General features: G+C 69.2%; 17 protein-coding genes. 9 read left to right on the top strand and 8 right to left on the bottom strand.

Annotated features, from left to right (window positions below; all coding sequences use genetic code 11):
- Nucleotides 1-358 precede the first annotated feature (358 nt).
- Nucleotides 359-2,038 carry a DUF885 domain-containing protein gene (locus tag UG56_RS26910; protein WP_218145300.1) on the bottom strand — a complete coding sequence of 560 codons (1,680 nt, stop codon included), beginning with the start codon at nt 2,036-2,038 and terminating at the stop codon, nt 359-361.
- Nucleotides 2,039-2,149: 111 nt separating this feature from the next.
- Between UG56_RS26910 and UG56_RS26905 the strand changes: the two genes are divergently transcribed.
- The gene (locus UG56_RS26905) at nt 2,150-2,659 is read left to right on the top strand and encodes a SigE family RNA polymerase sigma factor (protein ID WP_052693210.1); all 510 of its coding nucleotides are present in this window, start codon (nt 2,150-2,152) and stop codon (nt 2,657-2,659) included.
- Nucleotides 2,652-3,944 (top strand): hypothetical protein, encoded by a 1,293-nt coding sequence (locus tag UG56_RS26900; protein WP_045547342.1) that lies wholly within the window; start codon nt 2,652-2,654, stop codon nt 3,942-3,944. Before UG56_RS26905 ends, UG56_RS26900 begins: the two co-directional genes overlap by 8 nt.
- Here UG56_RS26900 and UG56_RS26895 read toward each other — a convergent pair.
- The 4 genes from UG56_RS26895 to UG56_RS26880 form a co-directional block, all read right to left on the bottom strand.
- The gene (locus UG56_RS26895) at nt 3,911-5,257 is read right to left on the bottom strand and encodes a glycosyltransferase 87 family protein (RefSeq protein ID WP_045547343.1); all 1,347 of its coding nucleotides are present in this window, start codon (nt 5,255-5,257) and stop codon (nt 3,911-3,913) included. The two genes, UG56_RS26900 and UG56_RS26895, sit on opposite strands and share 34 nt — an antisense overlap.
- A gap of 12 nt (nt 5,258-5,269) precedes the next feature.
- Nucleotides 5,270-6,052: a class I SAM-dependent methyltransferase gene (locus UG56_RS26890; protein WP_177191561.1), complete on the bottom strand. Its 783-nt coding sequence runs from the start codon at nt 6,050-6,052 to the stop codon at nt 5,270-5,272.
- Nucleotides 6,053-6,161: 109 nt separating this feature from the next.
- Nucleotides 6,162-6,389, bottom strand: coding sequence for an acyl-CoA carboxylase epsilon subunit (locus tag UG56_RS26885; RefSeq protein WP_045547344.1), 228 nt, complete (start codon nt 6,387-6,389; stop codon nt 6,162-6,164).
- Complete coding sequence (locus UG56_RS26880) at nt 6,386-8,002, bottom strand: acyl-CoA carboxylase subunit beta (RefSeq protein ID WP_045547345.1); 1,617 nt, start codon at nt 8,000-8,002, stop codon at nt 6,386-6,388. The genes UG56_RS26885 and UG56_RS26880 overlap by 4 nt, the downstream gene beginning before the upstream one ends.
- A gap of 61 nt (nt 8,003-8,063) precedes the next feature.
- Between UG56_RS26880 and UG56_RS26875 the strand changes: the two genes are divergently transcribed.
- The 4 genes from UG56_RS26875 (at nt 8,064) to UG56_RS26860 (ending at nt 11,643) form a co-directional block, all read left to right on the top strand.
- A complete protein-coding gene (locus tag UG56_RS26875) occupies nt 8,064-8,852 on the top strand; it encodes a biotin--[acetyl-CoA-carboxylase] ligase (RefSeq protein WP_045547346.1) in 789 nt (262 codons plus the stop codon).
- 37 nt (nt 8,853-8,889) lie between these two features.
- Complete coding sequence (locus tag UG56_RS26870) at nt 8,890-9,840, top strand: adenylate/guanylate cyclase domain-containing protein (RefSeq protein WP_045547347.1); 951 nt, start codon at nt 8,890-8,892, stop codon at nt 9,838-9,840.
- 249 nt (nt 9,841-10,089) lie between these two features.
- Nucleotides 10,090-10,389, top strand: a complete 300-nt coding sequence (locus tag UG56_RS26865; RefSeq protein WP_040757211.1) for a winged helix-turn-helix domain-containing protein — start codon at nt 10,090-10,092, stop codon at nt 10,387-10,389.
- 96 nt (nt 10,390-10,485) lie between these two features.
- Nucleotides 10,486-11,643, top strand: a complete 1,158-nt coding sequence (locus UG56_RS26860) for a 5-(carboxyamino)imidazole ribonucleotide synthase (protein ID WP_084101672.1) — start codon at nt 10,486-10,488, stop codon at nt 11,641-11,643.
- 205 nt (nt 11,644-11,848) lie between these two features.
- On the opposite strand, the gene UG56_RS26855 is transcribed toward UG56_RS26860, so the two are convergent.
- Complete coding sequence (locus UG56_RS26855) at nt 11,849-14,569, bottom strand: DEAD/DEAH box helicase (RefSeq protein ID WP_084101670.1); 2,721 nt, start codon at nt 14,567-14,569, stop codon at nt 11,849-11,851.
- 124 nt (nt 14,570-14,693) lie between these two features.
- Between UG56_RS26855 and purE the strand changes: the two genes are divergently transcribed.
- A complete protein-coding gene (gene purE / locus UG56_RS26850) occupies nt 14,694-15,188 on the top strand; it encodes a 5-(carboxyamino)imidazole ribonucleotide mutase (RefSeq protein WP_045547348.1) in 495 nt (164 codons plus the stop codon).
- Nucleotides 15,189-15,191: 3 nt separating this feature from the next.
- Here the strand turns inward: purE and UG56_RS26845 are convergent, their stop codons facing one another.
- Nucleotides 15,192-15,674 carry a DUF2000 domain-containing protein gene (locus tag UG56_RS26845; RefSeq protein WP_045547349.1) on the bottom strand — a complete coding sequence of 161 codons (483 nt, stop codon included), beginning with the start codon at nt 15,672-15,674 and terminating at the stop codon, nt 15,192-15,194.
- A gap of 110 nt (nt 15,675-15,784) precedes the next feature.
- Here UG56_RS26845 and UG56_RS26840 point away from each other — a divergent pair, with 110 nt between their 5' ends.
- On the top strand, nt 15,785-16,234 hold the full coding sequence (locus tag UG56_RS26840; RefSeq protein ID WP_040757215.1) for an Lrp/AsnC family transcriptional regulator: 450 nt from the start codon (nt 15,785-15,787) through the stop codon (nt 16,232-16,234).
- A gap of 2 nt (nt 16,235-16,236) precedes the next feature.
- Here UG56_RS26840 and UG56_RS26835 read toward each other — a convergent pair whose 3' ends face one another.
- Nucleotides 16,237-16,689: a CoA-binding protein gene (locus UG56_RS26835; RefSeq protein WP_045547350.1), complete on the bottom strand. Its 453-nt coding sequence runs from the start codon at nt 16,687-16,689 to the stop codon at nt 16,237-16,239.
- 85 nt (nt 16,690-16,774) lie between these two features.
- Here UG56_RS26835 and UG56_RS26830 point away from each other — a divergent pair.
- A partial coding sequence (locus UG56_RS26830) for an acyl-CoA dehydrogenase family protein (protein WP_143055221.1) occupies nt 16,775-16,997 on the top strand: 223 nt, incomplete at its 3' end.

Genomic DNA, 16,997 nt, shown 5'->3' with positions numbered 1-16,997 from the left:
GGGGAGTGAATGAATCTTCTTTCACCCGACCGGGGTGAATGAACTTTCGTTCGCCCGAGGGGAGTGAATGAATCTTCTTTCACCGCGGAGGCAGCCCCTCCCGCGAAGCGACTGCCTCCCGGCCACAGCGGGGCAGCCGGCCCTGATAGCCAGCCAAATCTTTCTCGACATGGTCCGGTGTCAAGGATCGCCGAAGGCGACCGGCGTAGCCGGCGGCCGGAGGCCCGTCCTTGATACCGGGGCAGGTCGAGAAACACTCGAGGACAGGGTCGGCGGCCCAAGACCAGCTCCGCAGAACAGCACCCGGACGAAAACGGCGTCCACGGCAACGACCAGACGCCTCTGACCAACCCCGCAGCTAGATCCGACCAAGAGCAGCACGAAGCGGATCAAGCCCAAGAGACCCGAGGTCCAGCGCGGCACGGTGGAAGGCCTTCATGTCGAAGGCAGCCCCAGCACGGGCGCGGGCGTCCTCGCGGGCCTGGAGCCAGATCCGCTCGCCGACCTTGTACGACGGCGCCTGCCCCGGCCAGCCGAGGTAGCGGGCGACCTCGAAGTCGAGGAAGGCGTCCTCCATCAGGCAGTGCTGGCCGATGAACTCGCGGCCGAGCTCGGGGGTCCACACCTCGCCCGGGTGGAAGCCGAAGGGGTTGTCCTCGGGGATCGTCAGCTCCAGGTGCATCCCGATGTCGATGATCACCCGCGCGGCCCGGAAGGACTGGCCGTCGAGCATGCCGAGCCGGTCGCCGGGGTCGTCGAGGTAGCCGAGATCGTCCATCAGGCGCTCGGCGTAGAGCGCCCAGCCCTCACCGTGGCCGGAGACCCAGCACATCAGCCGCTGCCAGCGGTTGAGCAACTCGGCCCGGTAGGCGGTCTGGGCGACCTGGAGGTGATGTCCCGGCACACCCTCGTGGTAGACCGTGGTCAGCTCGCGCCAGGTGCCGAACGAGGTGACCGACTCCGGCACCGACCACCACATCCGACCGGGTCGGGAGAAGTCCTCGGAGGGGCCGGTGTAGTAGATCCCGCCGTCGGTGGTCGGCGCGATCATGCACTCGATCCGCCGGACCGGCTCGGGGATGTCGAAGTGCACGTCGGCCAGCTCCGCGATCGCGCGGTCGGCGGCGCCCTGCATCCACTCCTTCAGCGCGTCGGTCGAGGTCAGCTGCCGCGCGGGGTCCTTGTCGAGATGGGCCGCCGCCTCCACCACGCTCGATCCCGGCAGGATCCGGTCGGCGGTGGCAGCCATGTCGTCGGCGAGCCGCTTCAGCTCCTCCCAGCCCCAGGCGTACGTCTCCTCCAGGTCGATCTCGGCGCCCAGGAAGCGCCGCGAGGCGAGCCGGTAGTGGTCACGCCCGACCGCCTCCTTCGGCAGCCCGTTGGGCGCCAGGTCCTCGGCCATGAACCGCCCGAACTCGGCGAAGGCCTCGTTGGCCTTCGCCGCCGAGGTCTCGAGCTCGGTGCGCAGCGAGGCGGGGGTTCCTTCGGGCGCGCGCTTGATCAGACCGGTGAAGAAGTCACCGGCGCCCTTCTGCCCGGTCCAGAGGAGGATCTGGTCGGCGACCTTCGCGTACTGAGCCGTCGCCGAGACCCGCCCCGCCGCCGCTTCTTCGCGCAGCGTCGCGGTGTAGCCGGCGACCGCCTGCGGCATCCCGGCCAGCCGGGACCCGATCGCGGCCCAGTCGTCCTCGGTGTCGGTCGGCATCAGGTCGAAGACCTCGCGCAGGTTGTGGATTCCGCTGGTGATGACGGAGACGAACTTCCGGTCCAGCTGTGCCTCGGTGAACTCGATGTCGAGCCCCACCCGCTCCAGGAACGCCTCCTTCGCGACCTGCTCCCGCTCGTCGACCGGCTTGATCGCGGCCACGTCGGCGTAGGCCGTCCGGTTGAGCTCCTCCACCGCCGCCATCCCGTCGGGAGAGAGGTCGGGGAGCTCCGCGTCGTGGCCGGCGACACCGACGTAGGTTGCGATGAGCGGGTCGAGGGCGCAGAGCTCCTCGACATAGCGGTCGGTGCGGGCGTCTACTTCACGGGTCACCCGGCCAACCATAGGACCGGGACGTGCCGGGGCAACTCAATTCCTGGTGACACGCAACGAACTCGGCAGACTTCGCGTAGAGGGGGTGTGAACGTGCCAGAGGAGGTGTCTGTGGATGCCGACCATGAGGCGACAGAGCCGGATTTCGGTGCCTGGGTGGCCTCGCGTGGTCCCGCGCTGCAGCGATTCGCCTACCTGGTGACCGGCAACAACTCCGACGCTCCTGACCTGGTGCAGGACGCCCTCACCCGAGCTCTGCCGCGGTGGGAGTCGCTGGCGGCGTCCGGGACCGCGGAGGCGTACGTGAAGAGGAGCATCGTCAACGGATCGATCAGCGGCTGGCGCAAGCGTCGCCGGCTGGTACTGGTCGAGGACGTCGAGCCGATGGCGACCAGGCATGAGCCCGGCCCGGAGGAGCGTGACGCGGACGAGGCGTGGGCGCTCGTGCAGACGCTGCCGTCCAACCAGCGAGCCGCGGTGGTGCTCCGCTTCTACGAAGACCTGTCGTTCGCACAGATAGCGACGGTGCTCGACTGCGCCGAGGCGACCGCCCGGTCCCATGTGCACCGGGCGCTGGCCAAGCTGAGGGAACGATTGAACGAGGGGGTTGACAATGAGTGACTTCGAGCGCGAGGAGCGGGCCTTCCGGGCCGCCCTGGCCCGTGCCGCCGACGGCTTCGAGCCGCGGGAGCTCGCGATCCCCGGGGACGCTGAGGAGTCCGGACCGGCTGCGGTGTCCGTGAAGACGGAGACGGCCGAGGAGAAGGCCCCCGTACGCCGCCGGTCCACCTGGATCCTGGCGGCGGCAGCCGCGGTGCTGGCCGTCGTCGGCCTGGGTGGGATCGTGGCCAACCTGCAGCCCAGCGGCAACAGCGACGAGAGCACGGCCGCGAGCGACGCATCCAGCGCCGAGGACAGTGCCGGCGACGCGCCCGAGGCGCTCGCCGGGCCGGAGGATTCGGTCCCCGAAGGCACCTACTCCAAGCGCGGTCGCACCGACCTGCCGGCGCCCGCCGACGGGAACCGCTGGGCGGTCCGCTACGACATCGCCTTCCAGGTGCCCCAGGAGTGGGCCGACGCCACGGCGCCGGCGCTGCCCGAGTGCATCGCGGAGCCCGGCGACCAGTGGGACACGGTGCCGCGTACGCCCTACGTCGCGAACATCACCAACCAGCCGGTGCCGACGATCGCCTGCAACGAGACCAAGGACAGGGACTTCCCGCCGGTGTTCGGCAAGGTGCCGTTCTCGCTGTGGCAGCCCTACGTCCTGATCCAGAAGCCCGAGAAGGGTGACACCTACGAGACCGGCTCCTGGGAGCACGAGGGTTGGCTGCTGACCCGGGTCCGGATCGAGGATGCGTACGCCACGATCCTCACCGGTCCCGGCGACGACAAGGTCAACTACGAGATCAAGGGGTCGCTGCGGACGACGCCGAAGGACCCCTACGGCTGCGAGACCGCCTCGCCGCTGGCCACGGGTGACCAGGTGCGGCCGAAGACCAAGCCGGCCACCTCGCCCCTGGAGGGTGACGCCCCGGAGTCGATCGCGATCTGTGAGTACGAGCCGTCCTCGGCCTCGCTGACCGGGTCGCGAGAGATCACCGGCGCCGACGCCTCCGGTCTCGTGGAGGCGATCCGGGACGCCCCGGCCCGCTCCGGCCCCAACACCCCGCAGAACTGTGCGGCGGGGCAGCCGGTCACGGCGTACGTCATCCTGCGGATCTTCCGCGAGGGCGGCGTGCCCGGGGACGTCTACGTGAACTACGAGAACTGCGACGACCACGGTTTCTTCGACGGGATCACGGTGCACGAGCTCACCTCGGCGGCCTGCAAGCCGGTGTTCGCCGAGGAGCCGGTCACGATCTACTCGGCTCAGGGCGACGTCGCCAAGGTCTGCCTCTCCTGACCCTCGGCTGCTGGCCGCCCCCGCTCGGGGAGGGCGGCCAGCAACCGAGTAGTGCGCCATGCGGCGTAGAGGAAGAGCAGCACCAGCAGGCCGTTTCGCCAGGCCAGCACCTCGGTGATCCACGGTGAGCCGATGTCGTCGAAGGCGAGCATGTAGCCGTACATCCGCGGGAAGATCTCGTGGGTCAGCAACGTCACCGCGACCAGCACGACCGACCAGATCCCGAGCTGCCGGCGGGCGCGACCGCGGAGCAGGACCAGCCCGGCGGAGGCGGCGGGAAGCAGCCAGAGCATGTACTGGGGGCTGAGCACCTTGTTGGTCACCAGGAACGCGGCCACGGTCGCGAGCACCAGCCACACGATCGTCTCCTCGGTCCGCTCGCCGCCCGGAAGACGAAGCCAGGCGAGGACCCACCAGACGATGACGAGCGCACCGACGACCACGGACGCGATCGTTGCGGCGAGAAGCATGGCCTCGACCAGCGGCCCGCTGACGTCGTACGCCTTCCACTCGGTGTAGTCGATGACGTAGCCGCTCGCCGGGCCGGCGTGGCCCCACTCGAACATCGCCGGGGTCGCGAAGACCGACTCGATCTGAAGGCCTCGCGCGCTCTGGTAGTCCAACGGCGTCCAGAGCCGGTCCCAGCCACCGAGGACCAGGCTCAGCCCGGCCAGTGCCAGCCCGGTACCGGCCACGGTCAGGATCACACCGCGGCGTGCGGCACGGTTCGCCGCGAGCGCCGGGATGACCAGGATCGGCCAGTACTTGGCGCCCGTCGCGAACGCCGCGAACGCCGCGGCCACCTTCGGTCTCCTCGTCGCGTAGAGCACCGCCAGACCGACCATGATCCCCGGGAACAGATCGAAACGTGCGTACGCCGTCGCCCCGAGCGCCGGGACCGCGACCAGCCACAACGCCTCGGCGCCGGAGACCCCGAGCCTCGGGTGCTCGCCTCGGCGGTTGCGGACGATCAGCACCATGAAGAGCAGGTCCGTCAGCGCGGCCATCGCCAGCACCGCCACGATGTAGGCATCGCCACCCAGCCGGAGCAGGTCGATCGCGGCGTACGGGATCCAGAGCAGGAGCAGCGCCGGCACCGGATACTCGACCAGGGTGCCGTGGACCCCGTCCCGGGCGAGCGCGTCGAGGCTGTCGCGGTAGTAGTTCACATCGCCGACCACACCCCACTCCGCGCCCCACCAGTCGAACACGCCTTCGGCAGCGACCGGAAAGCCGTAGAGGATCACCACCCACCCCCGGGTCAGCAGCCATGCCAGGGTGATCAGGAGATATCGCCGAGAGAAGGTGATCACGCAGCCATCTTGTCAGGCGCTCCGGACGACATCGCGGTCCCAGCCAGCCGCACGGGCGATCACGTGGAGCTGGGAGCCGAGGCGGCGGTAGGGATCGCGTCGTCCCGCCTCGAGCTCGGCGGCGATGCAGTCGGCGAGCGACTCCTGGTCGGGCATCTCGTCCGCCGAGGCGCCATCGGTCAGCACGCGAACGCCGTACCAGCGCTCGACCCGGAGACCAGATTCCTCGCACCAGGCGGTGACGTCGTCCAGGGTGTGCGCCTGTGCGTCGGCGCCCAGCTCGTTGACGTACGTCGTCGCGTCGAAGGCGGCGAGCGCCTGCTTCCACTGCCGGCGGAGGCCGGGGCGGTAGGCGAGCGCCTCGCCGTTGCGGAAGGTGACCGACAGTGTGCCTCCTCCGGCGACCTTGCTCGCGAGCTGCGCGACGGCTGCCCTTGCATCGTCCAGATACATCAGCAGGCCGTGCGCGGTCACCAGGTCGTACGTCCGCTCACCGACCAGTCGGTCGAGATCGTCAAGGGTGCCCTGAAAGGTCTCGACCCTCACGCCGCGGTCGTTCGCCGTGGCGGTGAGCTGGTCCAGCAGCGGCCGCGACGGATCCACCCCGGTGACCTCGATGCCGTTGGCCGCGAGCTCGATGGCCTGGGTGCCTTGTCCGCAGCCCACATCCAGGGCAGTTCGGACGGCAGCGGTGTGATCCAGCAGTTGGTGGCGGATGACCTGCTGGCGTACTGCGTTGCGCAGGTTTCCCAACCGCTCTGACCACACGCCCTCGACGTCGCTGAACGAGCTCACGCCGAAGGATGCTCTCACCAGCGAGCGATGAGCGCTAGCACTGGCTTCACTAGACGATGACACCTCGTGAATCCGTTCACGAGGTGTCATCGTCTAGTAAAAGCGAGCGTCAGCGGGGCAGCCCGCTGGCGCGCCAGGCGTTGGGGCCGGGGTGGAGCGGCGTACGCAGCTGGGGGGTGGCCCAGAGGGAGCGTTGCTTCTTTTTCGGGGCCTCGCCCGCCGACCCCATGGCCGCGAAGACAGCCACGATCGCGGCTACGTCCTCGGGGGTGGCGTTCTGGTCGATGACCTTGAGCAGGGGCTTCTGCTCGGCCTTTGGGTCTTGTGGCGCGGTCACAGCGGGATGTTCCCGTGCTTCTTCGCGGGAAGGGTTTCCCGCTTGGTGCGCAGGAGACGGAGCGCGCGGGTGACCTCGGCGCGGGTCTCGTGGGGTGGGATGACGGCGTCGACGTAGCCTCGCTCGGCGGCGATGTAGGGGTTGGCGAGGGTGGTCTCGTACTCGTCGATCAGCTCGGCGCGCTTGGCCTCGACCTCGTCGGTGCTGGCGCCGGAGGCCTCCAGGTCGGCCAGGGTGCGGCGGTGGATGATGTTGGCCGCGCCCTGGGCGCCCATGACCGCGATCTGGGCGGTGGGCCAGGCGAGGTTGATGTCGGCGCCGAGGTGCTTGGAGCCCATGACGTCGTACGCACCGCCGTAGGCCTTGCGGGTGATGATGGTGACCAGCGGGACGGTGGCCTCGGCGTAGGCGTAGATCAGCTTGGCGCCGCGGCGGATGATGCCGTTGTGCTCCTGGTCGGTGCCGGGCAGGAAGCCGGGGACGTCGACGAAGGTGATGACCGGGACGTTGAAGGCGTCGCAGGTGCGTACGAACCGGGCGGCCTTCTCGGAGGCGTCGATGTCGAGGGTGCCGGCGAACTGCATCGGCTGGTTGGCCACGATGCCGACGGGGCGGCCCTCGATGCGGGCGTAGCCGATGATGATGTTGGGCGCCCACAGCGGCTGGACCTCGAGGAACTCCTCGTCGTCCACGACGTGCGAGATGACCTCGTGCATGTCGTAGGGCTGGTTGCCGCCGTCGGGGATGAAGGTGTCGAGCTCGCGGTCGAGGTCGGTGATCTCCAGGTCGGCGACCTCCTCGTAGGCCGGGGGCTCCTCCATGTTGTTGGAGGGGAGGTAGGAGAGCAGCGCCTTGACGTACTCGATCGCGTCGGCCTCGTCCGAGCCCATGTAGTGGGCCACACCCGACTTGGAGTTGTGGGCGAGCGCGCCGCCCAGCTCCTCCATGGTGATGTCCTCACCGGTGACGGTCTTGATGACGTCGGGGCCGGTGATGAACATGCCGGAGGTCTTGTCGACCATGATCGTGAAGTCGGTGACGGCCGGGGAGTAGACGTGGCCGCCGGCGCAGTTGCCCATGATCAGGCTGATCTGCGGGATCACGCCGGAGGCGTGGACGTTGCGCTTGAAGATCTCGCCGTACAGGCCCAGGGAGACGACACCCTCCTGGATGCGGGCGCCGGCGCCCTCGTTGATGCCGATCAGCGGGGAGCCGGTCTTGATGGCGAGATCCATGATCTTGGTGATCTTTTCGCCGTAGACCTCGCCCAGCGACCCACCGAAGACGGTGAAGTCCTGGGAGAAGACACAGACCTGGCGGCCGTCGATGGTGCCGTAGCCGGTCACCACGCCGTCACCGAAGGGGCGGTTCTTCTCGAGCCCGAACGCGGTGGACCGGTGGCGGGCCAGCTCGTCGACCTCCTGGAAGGACCCCTCGTCGAGCAGCATGTCGATGCGCTCGCGGGCGGTCTGGCGGCCCTTCGCGTGCTGCTTCTCGACGGCCTTGGCGGAACCGGCGTGGACGGCCTCGTCGAGACGACGCTCCAGCTCGGCCAGCTTCCCGGCGGTCGTGTGCAGGTCGATGACCGGCTCGTTGGTGGGTTCGGCGCTCACGGTGCTCCTTTGGACTTCGTGCGGTGCGAGGGCCAATGTAATGCCCGTGCCACCTTCTGCGATGCGACGCCCGTCACTTGACCACTCCCGGCTCGATGCGCTATCCGGCGGATGGCGTGTCGAGATCCTCGATCAGACGCCCTCGACCAACGCCGCGCTGGCGGCGCGTGCGCGCTCGGGTGAGGCGGCGGGTCTGGTGATCACCACCGAGCACCAGACCGCGGGCCGAGGACGCCTGGACCGCGGCTGGGTCACCCCGGCTCGCTCCGCGCTGACCGTCTCTGCACTCCTTCGCCCAGACCCGTCGATCCCGGTGGAGCGGTGGCCGTGGCTGCCGCTGATGACCGGAGTCGCGGTGGCGTCCACGTTGCGGAAGAAGGGGTACGCGGCGGGGCTGAAGTGGCCCAACGACGTGCTCATCGAGGGACGCAAGGTGTGCGGGATCCTGATCGAGCGGATCGAAGTGCCTGACGGCGCCGCCGCCGTGATCGGCTTCGGGCTCAACACCTCGCTCACGCGCGAGGAGCTGCCGATCGAGACCGCGACCTCGTTGGAGCTGGAGAGCGGTGCGCCCGTCGACCGCACCGAGATGCTGGTCGCGCTGCTGGAGGAGCTGGGGGCTGCGTACGAGATCTGGGGTACGGATCCCGCCGAGCTCGCCCGTCGCTACCGGGAGCTGTCGGTGACCGTCGGGGAGCAGGTGCGCGCGGAGCTCCCGGGCGGAGAGGTCTGGGAGGGCGTGGCCACAGAGATCGACGACTTCGGCCGGCTGGTCATCGAGACCGGCGAGGGTACGCGAGTGGTCGGCGCGGGCGACGTGATCCATGCTCGGCTCCGTCCGCGGTCGTGACAGGCAGTCCTGACGAGCCGGATGGCATGATCTGTTCGTGGCGAAATCGAAGCAGCCCGTCAACCTGACCTCGGCGGAGGTCGCCGAGAAGGCCGGCGTGAGCCTGGACCAGGCGAAGCGTCTGTGGCGTGCTCTCGGATTCCCGGAGATCGGGAACGACGAGGCGTTCTTCGACGAGGCCGACGTGCACGCCCTGGCCAAGGCCCACGAGATCTCGGGCAACGGCCTGGTCAGCTTCGACCTGGTCGTCAACCTGACCCGTGGCATCGGGCAGTCGATGGCGCGGCTCTCCGACTACGAGGTCTCCGCGCTGCTGCACCACGTCGAGACCCAGAACGAGGACGAACGTTCGCCCTCCGAGCTGCTGAAGGCGACCGTCTCGGTCTCCGAGCAGTTCGAGAGCGCGTTCGAGGACCTGATGATCTTCGCCTGGCGCCGGCACATGCGCGCCGCGCTCGCGCGGGCCGAGGCGTCGGTCGCCGGACCCGAGGAGCAGCTGGGCACGGTCTGGCAGACGGTCGGGTTCGCCGACATCGTCTCTTTCACGGCGCTGTCGAACACGCTGACCGAGGAGAAGATCGGCGACCTGGTCGAGCTCTTCGAGTCCCGATGCGCCGATGTGGTGGCGACCTGGGGCGGTCGGATCATCAAGTCCCTGGGTGACTCGGTGCTCTTCGTCAACGACGATCCGCTGCAGGCCTACGGCACCGCCGAGGGGATCATCAACGTGATCGGCCGCGACCCGCGGATGCCGGACGTACGTGTCGGGCTCGCCTCCGGCAACGTCGTCTCCCGTCTCGGAGATGTCTTCGGGCCGCCCGTGAACATGGCTGCACGACTGACCGCGGTCGCCCGCAGGAACCGGATCATCGTCGACGAGGCGACCGCCGCGACCATGCCCGAGGACGAGTTCGAGACCCGGCGACTGGCCGCTCGACCGGTGCGTGGCTTCGGGATCGTGGAGCCCGTTGCGGTCCGTCGTGTCTGAATCGTGACCTTCCAGGCTGCTGCTGACCTGGGGTTTCGCGGAAATGTTCCCATTCCGTTGTAGTTAACAGTCGATCAACGCGAGGCGTCGACGGCTTTACCTGATCGCGCCTTCGTGGGCATGGTTGAGTGCGCCGTTCGGGGGCGCACGTTTGTCATGCCCATTTCGTTGCACTCTGGCACGAAAATGTCAGTGGCAATATCGTGCAATCCTTTGCCAAGGGCTCTTTACCTCCCTAATGTCGGTTCCATGATCGAGGTACAGGAGATCAAGCTCGACCCGGAAACCCGGCGAGCATGGCGGAACGATGAGGAGCTGACGCTCTCTCGCAAGGAGTTCGACCTGGTTCATGCCCTGATCAAGAGGGCTGGCGACGTCGTCTCCCGCGACGAGTTGATGAGGGACGTGTGGAACGCGACCTTCTACACCTCGTCGAAGACCATCGACGTGCACCTGGGATGGGTGCGTCGGAAGCTGGGCGACGACCCTCGGAAGCCCCATCTGATCACCACCCTGCGCGGCAAGGGACTGCGCTTCGAGAAGGCCTGACCTTCTCTCAACCTGCCGGGAGCCGGATTTCGCGGATGTCGTGAGGGGGATCCGCGAAATCGGCTCCAGCAGGGCAGTTTCCTTATTCTGTCCGTCGTGACCCTCGCACCGACACTTGCGATCATCGGCGGCGGCCAGCTGGCCCGCATGATGGCTCAGCCAGCAATCGCGCTCGGCCTCCCGCTTCGGCTTCTCGCCGAGGGTGAGGGTGTGTCGGCCGCTCAGGTCATCCCCGACCAGATGGTCGGCGACTACCGCGACCTGGACACGTTGAAGAAGGTCACCGAGGGCTGCGAGGTGGTCACCTTCGACCACGAGCACGTCCCGACCGAGCACCTGCACGCGCTCGAGGCCGCCGGTGTCGCGGTCCGGCCCGGGCCCGACGCGCTGGTGCACGCCCAGGACAAGGGCGTCATGCGCTCGCGGCTGACCGAGCTCGGCATCCCGTGCCCGCGCAACGCGATCGTGTCGTCCGTCGCCGAGGTCGAGGCCTTCGGCTTCCCCTGCGTCCTCAAGACCACCCGCGGCGGCTACGACGGCAAGGGCGTCTGGGTCGTACGCGACGTCGCCGATGTCGCCGAGCCGCTGCGCGTCGCCGAGGAGGCCGGGGTCCAGGTCCTCGCCGAGGAGCTCGTCGACTTCCGCCGTGAACTCTCCGCGATCGTCGCCCGTTCGCCGAGCGGCCAGGCCGCGGCGTACCCGGTCGTGCACACCTACCAGGAGAACGGCATCTGCAAGGAGGTCATCGCTCCGGCGCCCGACCTCTCGCCCGAGCTCGCCGTCGAGGGCGAGCAGATCGCGCTGCGGATCGCGGGCGAGCTCGGCGTCACCGGGGTGCTCGCGGTCGAGATGTTCGAGACCGTCGACGGCCGGCTGCTCGTCAACGAGCTGGCCATGCGCCCCCACAACACCGGCCACTGGACCCAGGACGGCGCCGTCACCTCGCAGTTCGAGAACCACCTGCGCGCGGTCATGGACCTCCCGCTCGGCTCTCCCGCGCCCCGTGCGAAGTGGTCCGTGATGGTCAACATCCTCGGCTCCTCCCAGCCGGACGTCGGCCGGCTCTACGACGGCTTCCCGCACGCCATGGCCCGCGACCCCCACCTCCGCGTCCACCTCTACGGCAAGGAGATGCGCCCCGGGCGCAAGGTCGGCCACGTCAACGTCTACGGCGACGACCTCGACGACTGCCTCGAGCGCGCCCGCCACGCCGCCGACTGGTTCCAGGGCGACCTCGGCAACGACTCCGACTGACAGCCGAGGCGTCACCCCCGTCGGCCGAGGCGTCACGTACGTCGGCCGAGGCGTCACGTAGGTCGGCCGACGTGGCACGCGGCTGCCAACTCGGCCGACGTAGCTGACGCCTCGGCCGACCTGGCTGACGCCTCGGCCGACCTGGCTGACGCCTCGGCCGACCTGGCTGACGCCTCGGCCGACCTGGCTGACGCCTCGGCTGGGGTCAGACGCCGAGGCGCTGGCGCTCGGTGGCGACGACGTCGCGGGCGATCTCGGCGTCGGAGGCCTCGGCGGCCAGGGCGGTGACGGCATCGTCGGCATGTGAGGTCTCGTACGCCTCGGGGCTGCTGGCCGCGGTGGCGCTGACCCGGGCGAAGTCGTCGAAGAGCTCGGCCTTGGCGGCGAGGATGTCGTGGACCCGCTGGTCGACGCCGACCTCGGAGAGCAGGCGGTGGACCTGGACCGACTGGAGCTGGCCCATCCGGCGGGCGCGGGCGATGGCCTGCCATTCGATGGTGGGCTTGAGCTGGGGTTCGCAGATGACCACGACCGACGCCGACTGGATGTTGAGGCCGACGCCGCCGGCGACGATCTGGGTGACGAGCACGGCGCCGTGGCCCGCCGCGGAGAACTCGTCGACCATCTGCTGGCGCTCCTCAGCAGGTACCGACCCCGTCAACGGCCCGAAGACCTCGCCCGGCAGCAGCGTGACCAGGTCGTCGAGGACCTTCCTGAAGTGGGAGAACACGATCACGCGGCGGCCGTTCTCCTCGGCCTCGCCGACGATCTCGATCAGCCGCTCGACCTTGGCCGACGACGTGCCCTGGAGCATGGCGGCCTGCCGCATGGCCATGAAGTTGCCGTCGCGGACGCACTCGGCGTACGCCCTCTCGTCGGCCACCGAGAGGGGCAGCCAGTCCTCGACCTCGACGAGGTCGGGCAGCTCGGTGAGCACGTCCTCCTGGTTGCGGCGCAGGTAGACCGGCGCGACCTGCTTGCGGAAGCGGTGGGGGTTGAACTCGTCGGCGGAGAGCAGCAGGTCGGGACGGAGGTAGGAGACCAGGTTGCGGAACTCGTCGATGCGGTTCTCCATCGGGGTGCCGGTGAGCAGGATGGCGCGCTCGGAGGCGTCCAGGACACGGCGTACGCGTTCGGTGCGCTGGGTGCGGGGCGACTTGATCATGTGGGCCTCGTCGACCACGACGCAGGCGACCTTGACCTGGTCGAGGAAGGGCTGGATCGCGTTGAGCGTCTCGTAGGTGGTCACCGCGACGCCGCCCTGCTCGACCCAGATCTTGGCGGCCTTCTGGCGGCGGTTGCCGTGGAGCCGGTGGGGGATCAGGGTCGTCTTGGAGTCGGTCTCGCGCACCCAGTTGGTGACCACGGCGGCCGGGCAGACGACCAGCGTGTGGGACGCGCCCTTCGCATGCAGGTGAGCGAGCACCGCCAGCGACTGGAGCGTCTTGCCGAGCCCCATCTCGTCGCCGATGATCACCTTCATCTGCACCAGCGCGAAGCGGACGCCGAAGTGCTGGTAGCCGCGCAGCGAGGCGGTCAGGTTGTTGGTGCGCAGGTCCTGGGCGCGTACGGCCTCGATGATCTCGGCCGACAGGTCGCCGTGGATCTTGTCCTCGTCCTCGGTGAGGAAGCCGAGCTCGGAGAGCATCGCGTAGTAGTCGGCCGGCCGCCTCTCGAAGTCCTCCCACGGATCGGCGGGCCGGTTGCCCGGACGGATCCGGCGCGCCATCTCGGCCCGGTGGGCGATCGCCCGCAGCGCGCCGTGGAAGTCGTCGAGGCTGGCCGCGTTGGCCAGGATCAGGTGGAACCTCGCGCCGCTGTCCAGAGACCGGATCAGCGGCCGGAGCGACTGCACGAGGGCGAGCTCGGCTCCCGCGTCCTTCGTACGCCGCCCAGCCTCCCACTCCGCCAGCCGAGCGAGCAGCCTGGTGGCTGCCGGGGTGCGGCGCTCGTGGTCGATGGCGAGGGGCATCTCGTCGTAGGTGCGCTGCCACAGCGCCTGCGCAGCCTCCTGCATCCGCATCGCGGTGGCCGGACCGACCCCGGGAAGCTCTCGCAGGTCAGAGCTGGGATGGATGACCTCGTGGACGGTGCGGATCCCGGCCTCGAGGAGGGGCTCGATGCGTACCAGATCGGCGAGCTCGTCGACCGGCAGCGACCTGACCGCGGTGTCGGTGTCGGCGCTCCGGACCGCGTTGGCGGCGTCGGTCGCGGCGCGGCGCGCGGGCTCCTCGGAGCGCCTGGCCTCGTTGAGCGCCTCGCCCTCGTTGCGCAGCACCATGATGCCCTTGCGCGGGGACAGCACGGCCTCCGAACCCAGGTCGGAGAGCGCCTCGAGGAGGCCGACGCTCGGCAGCAGCGCGTCGCGGACCCGTATGCGGCGCCCGCCCGGAAGCTTGGACAGCTCCCCGATGCGCGCCTCGGTCTGGAGGTCGACCGCCCAACGGTGCAGATCGAGGATCCTCCTGCCCGCGAGCTCCGCGTCCTCGCGGCGGTGTCCCCGCACGAACAGTCGCCGGGCGCCGGCCGCCCGCTTCGCCCGCGTCAGGTCGTCTGCGCCGGCGGTCAACGTCGAGACGAGCTCCTGCGTGGTCTCCTCGACCGGATCGAGCGCGTGGCGCCGCGCGATCGCGGCCAGCCGAGGCCCGTCGCTCCGGTCGAGACCGATGCTGCGCCAGGCCACCTGGGCCGCGCGCTTCAGCTCGGCCGCGTTCGCCCGGTAGTGGTCGACGGCCTCGGCCGCCTCCCGCTCGATCTCGGCTCGCGCCGCCGTCGCCGACGCCGCCTGCCGACACCAGGACGAGACCTGCCGCACCCGTGAGGGCAGCACCTTGCGCTCCGCCTTGGTCAGCCCGGTGAACCGCTCGACCGTGGTCGGGTTCGGTGGCGCGCTGAGGACGAGGTCGCTGCTCTTAGCTGGATCCATCTGCCTTTGTCCGGGTCGCGGGGGAGAGTGGCCAGCACCCTAGCGGGCAGGACCGACATGCAGATGACGGACAGAGGTCGGACCGGTGACACGAGGCAGGTCGGCCGGCGCATAGCCTGTCCCCATGAGCGCTCGCGTAGGCATCGTGATGGGATCCGACTCCGACTGGCCGACGATGAAGGCCGCGGCGGAGCTTCTCGACGAGTTCGGGATCGAGTGGGAGGCCGACGTGAAGTCGGCCCACCGGATGCCGCAGGAGATGCTCGACTACGGTCGTGAGGCCGCGGGCCGGGGTCTCTCGGTCATCATCGCCGGCGCGGGCGGCGCGGCAGCGCTGCCCGGCATGCTCGCCTCCGTCACCCCGCTGCCGGTGATCGGCGTCCCGGTGCCGCTGAAGTACCTCGACGGTATGGACTCGCTGATGTCGATCGTCCAGATGCCCGGCGGCATCCCCGTCGCCACGGTGGCCATCGGCAACGCCAAGAACGCCGGCATTCTCGCCGCCCGCATCCTCGGCGTCGCCGACCCCGAGCTCCAGCAGAAGCTGGTGGCGTACGAGAAGTCCCTCGCCGAGCTCGCCCGCGAGAAGGGCGAGGTCGTACGCCGCGCCACCTCCTGAGCCTCAGGGCAGGAGCGAGAGGCCCTTGACGAGCTTGTCGATGATTCGGCGCGGGCCGAAGAGGCTGACCGCGCAGTAGGAGAGGTCGGCGCCGCGGCTGCTGCCGACGGCGAACAGGTAGTCGTCGTAGACCCGGGTGTGCTGCGCCTGGGTAGGCATGTCGATGACCGCCACCCCGGGCTGGGCGACCGCCTGACGACGCAGGTCGGTCAGCCGCTGCGCCGGGGCGCCCAGCACCGTGCAGCCGATCCACGGCAGGCCCGGGTGCGTCGAGTCGTCGGCGTCGACCGCGTCCTCGCCGAGGAGCCCGGCCGTACGCTGCGTGGTCGCCCCCGCGACGCAGACGGCCGCGTTCACGGCGCGTCCAGCGGGAAGGTTCTGGTCGACGACGACCACCCATTTGAAGGGCACCTCGCGCGTGCTCGCGGACTGGTCGATCTCGTCCGGGGCGAACCCGATCGTCGCCGTGTCGACACCTGTGCTCATCGCTCTGACTCCTGTCATTCGCCAACTGATTCGACGACAAGTCTTGAGAATGTCAGGAGAGATCGCAATCGGGCCGTGCATTGTCAGACAGAACGCATATTCTGGCGTGCATGGACGAAGTCGACCGTCAGATTCTGGCCGCCTGGACGATGGATGCACGGCGGAGCCTTCGAGACATCGCCGCCGAGGTCGGGGTCTCGGCGACCACCGTGCACGACCGTGCCCGGGCGATGCAGCGCCGTGGCCTCATCCGCGGGGCGTACCTCGACCTCGACCTCCGTCAGATCGACCGAGGTGTGCAGGCGCTCGTCGCCGTACGCATCCGACCGCCCTCGCGCGCCAACATCGAGTCCTTCCGCGACTGGGTCGGCGCGCTTCCCGAGGCCGTCGGGGTCTTCGTCACCTCCGGCCGGATGGACTTCATCGTCCATGTCGCGGTCCCCGACAACGACGCGCTCTACGCGTTCGTGATCGACCGGCTCACCTCGCGGGCCGAGATCGCCGACGTCGAGACCTCGGTGATCTACGAGCACCTGCGGACGATGACGTTCGAGCCGTAGCCCTACCGTCGAGCGCCCGCCCGGCCGCGCTCGAACCAGATCTTGCTGGGGCAGGTGTCCATGACCATCGGTACGCCGGCCGCTGCCGTGCGCTCGAAGGCGGCCTTGTCGATCACGCCCATCTGGAACCAGACGCCCCCGGCGCCGATCGCGACGGCCTCGTCGGCGAACTGGCCGGCGGCCTCGGAGCGGCGGAAGACGTCGACGACGTCGATCTTCCCGGCGGCCGCGGTGGCATCGGCCAGGGTCGCGTAGACCTTCTCGCCGAGCACCTCCTTGCCCTCGGCCGCGGCACCCGGGTGGATCGGGATGATCCGCTTGCCGTGCTCCTGGAGCTCCTGGGCGATCGCATAGGCCGTACGCCACGGATCGCCCGAGAGGCCGACGATCGCCCACGTCTCGGAATCGTCGAGGAGCTTGTCGATGGTGTCCTGGTCGAGCCACGCGGCGGTCATGTGGAGCACAACAACAACCCTGCGTCGGGGATTCCGTGACCCGCCAACGTACTGGCGAGTAGCAAACAGGCATAGACTCCGAGACATGAGTGCCGAGTACCCGTTGTTCGCCCTCTCCGAGGAGCACCAGGAGATCCGCAGGGCCATCCGTGAGATCTGTGATGCGAAGATCGCGCCGGCTGCGGCTGCGGTCGATGAGGAGGCTCGTTATCCGCAGGAGGCGCATGATGCGCTGGTGGAGACCGAGTTCTTCGCGCCGCATGTCCCGGAGGCGTACGGGGGTGTGGGTGCCGATGCGCTCGCGACGG

This window comes from Nocardioides luteus (assembly GCF_000960475.2).
GTDB classification, from domain to species: Bacteria; Actinomycetota; Actinomycetes; order Propionibacteriales; family Nocardioidaceae; genus Nocardioides; species Nocardioides luteus_A.
The sequence above is the reverse complement of the archived record's forward strand: the minus strand, read 5'-3'. Positions and strand labels throughout refer to the sequence as shown.

What these genes read in the sequence shown, in the direction of transcription:
- UG56_RS26900 (WP_045547342.1), top strand. Translation starts at nt 2,652, where the DNA reads ATGAGTGACTTCGAGCGCGAGGAGCGGGCCTTCCGGGCCGCCCTGGCC.
- UG56_RS26875 (WP_045547346.1), top strand. Translation starts at nt 8,064, where the DNA reads ATGCGACGCCCGTCACTTGACCACTCCCGGCTCGATGCGCTATCCGGC.
- UG56_RS26865 (WP_040757211.1), top strand. Translation starts at nt 10,090, where the DNA reads ATGATCGAGGTACAGGAGATCAAGCTCGACCCGGAAACCCGGCGAGCA.
- UG56_RS26855 (WP_084101670.1), bottom strand. Translation starts at nt 14,569, where the DNA reads ATGGATCCAGCTAAGAGCAGCGACCTCGTCCTCAGCGCGCCACCGAAC.
- purE (WP_045547348.1), top strand. Translation starts at nt 14,694, where the DNA reads ATGAGCGCTCGCGTAGGCATCGTGATGGGATCCGACTCCGACTGGCCG.
- UG56_RS26845 (WP_045547349.1), bottom strand. Translation starts at nt 15,674, where the DNA reads ATGAGCACAGGTGTCGACACGGCGACGATCGGGTTCGCCCCGGACGAG.
- UG56_RS26840 (WP_040757215.1), top strand. Translation starts at nt 15,785, where the DNA reads ATGGACGAAGTCGACCGTCAGATTCTGGCCGCCTGGACGATGGATGCA.
- UG56_RS26835 (WP_045547350.1), bottom strand. Translation starts at nt 16,689, where the DNA reads ATGACCGCCGCGTGGCTCGACCAGGACACCATCGACAAGCTCCTCGAC.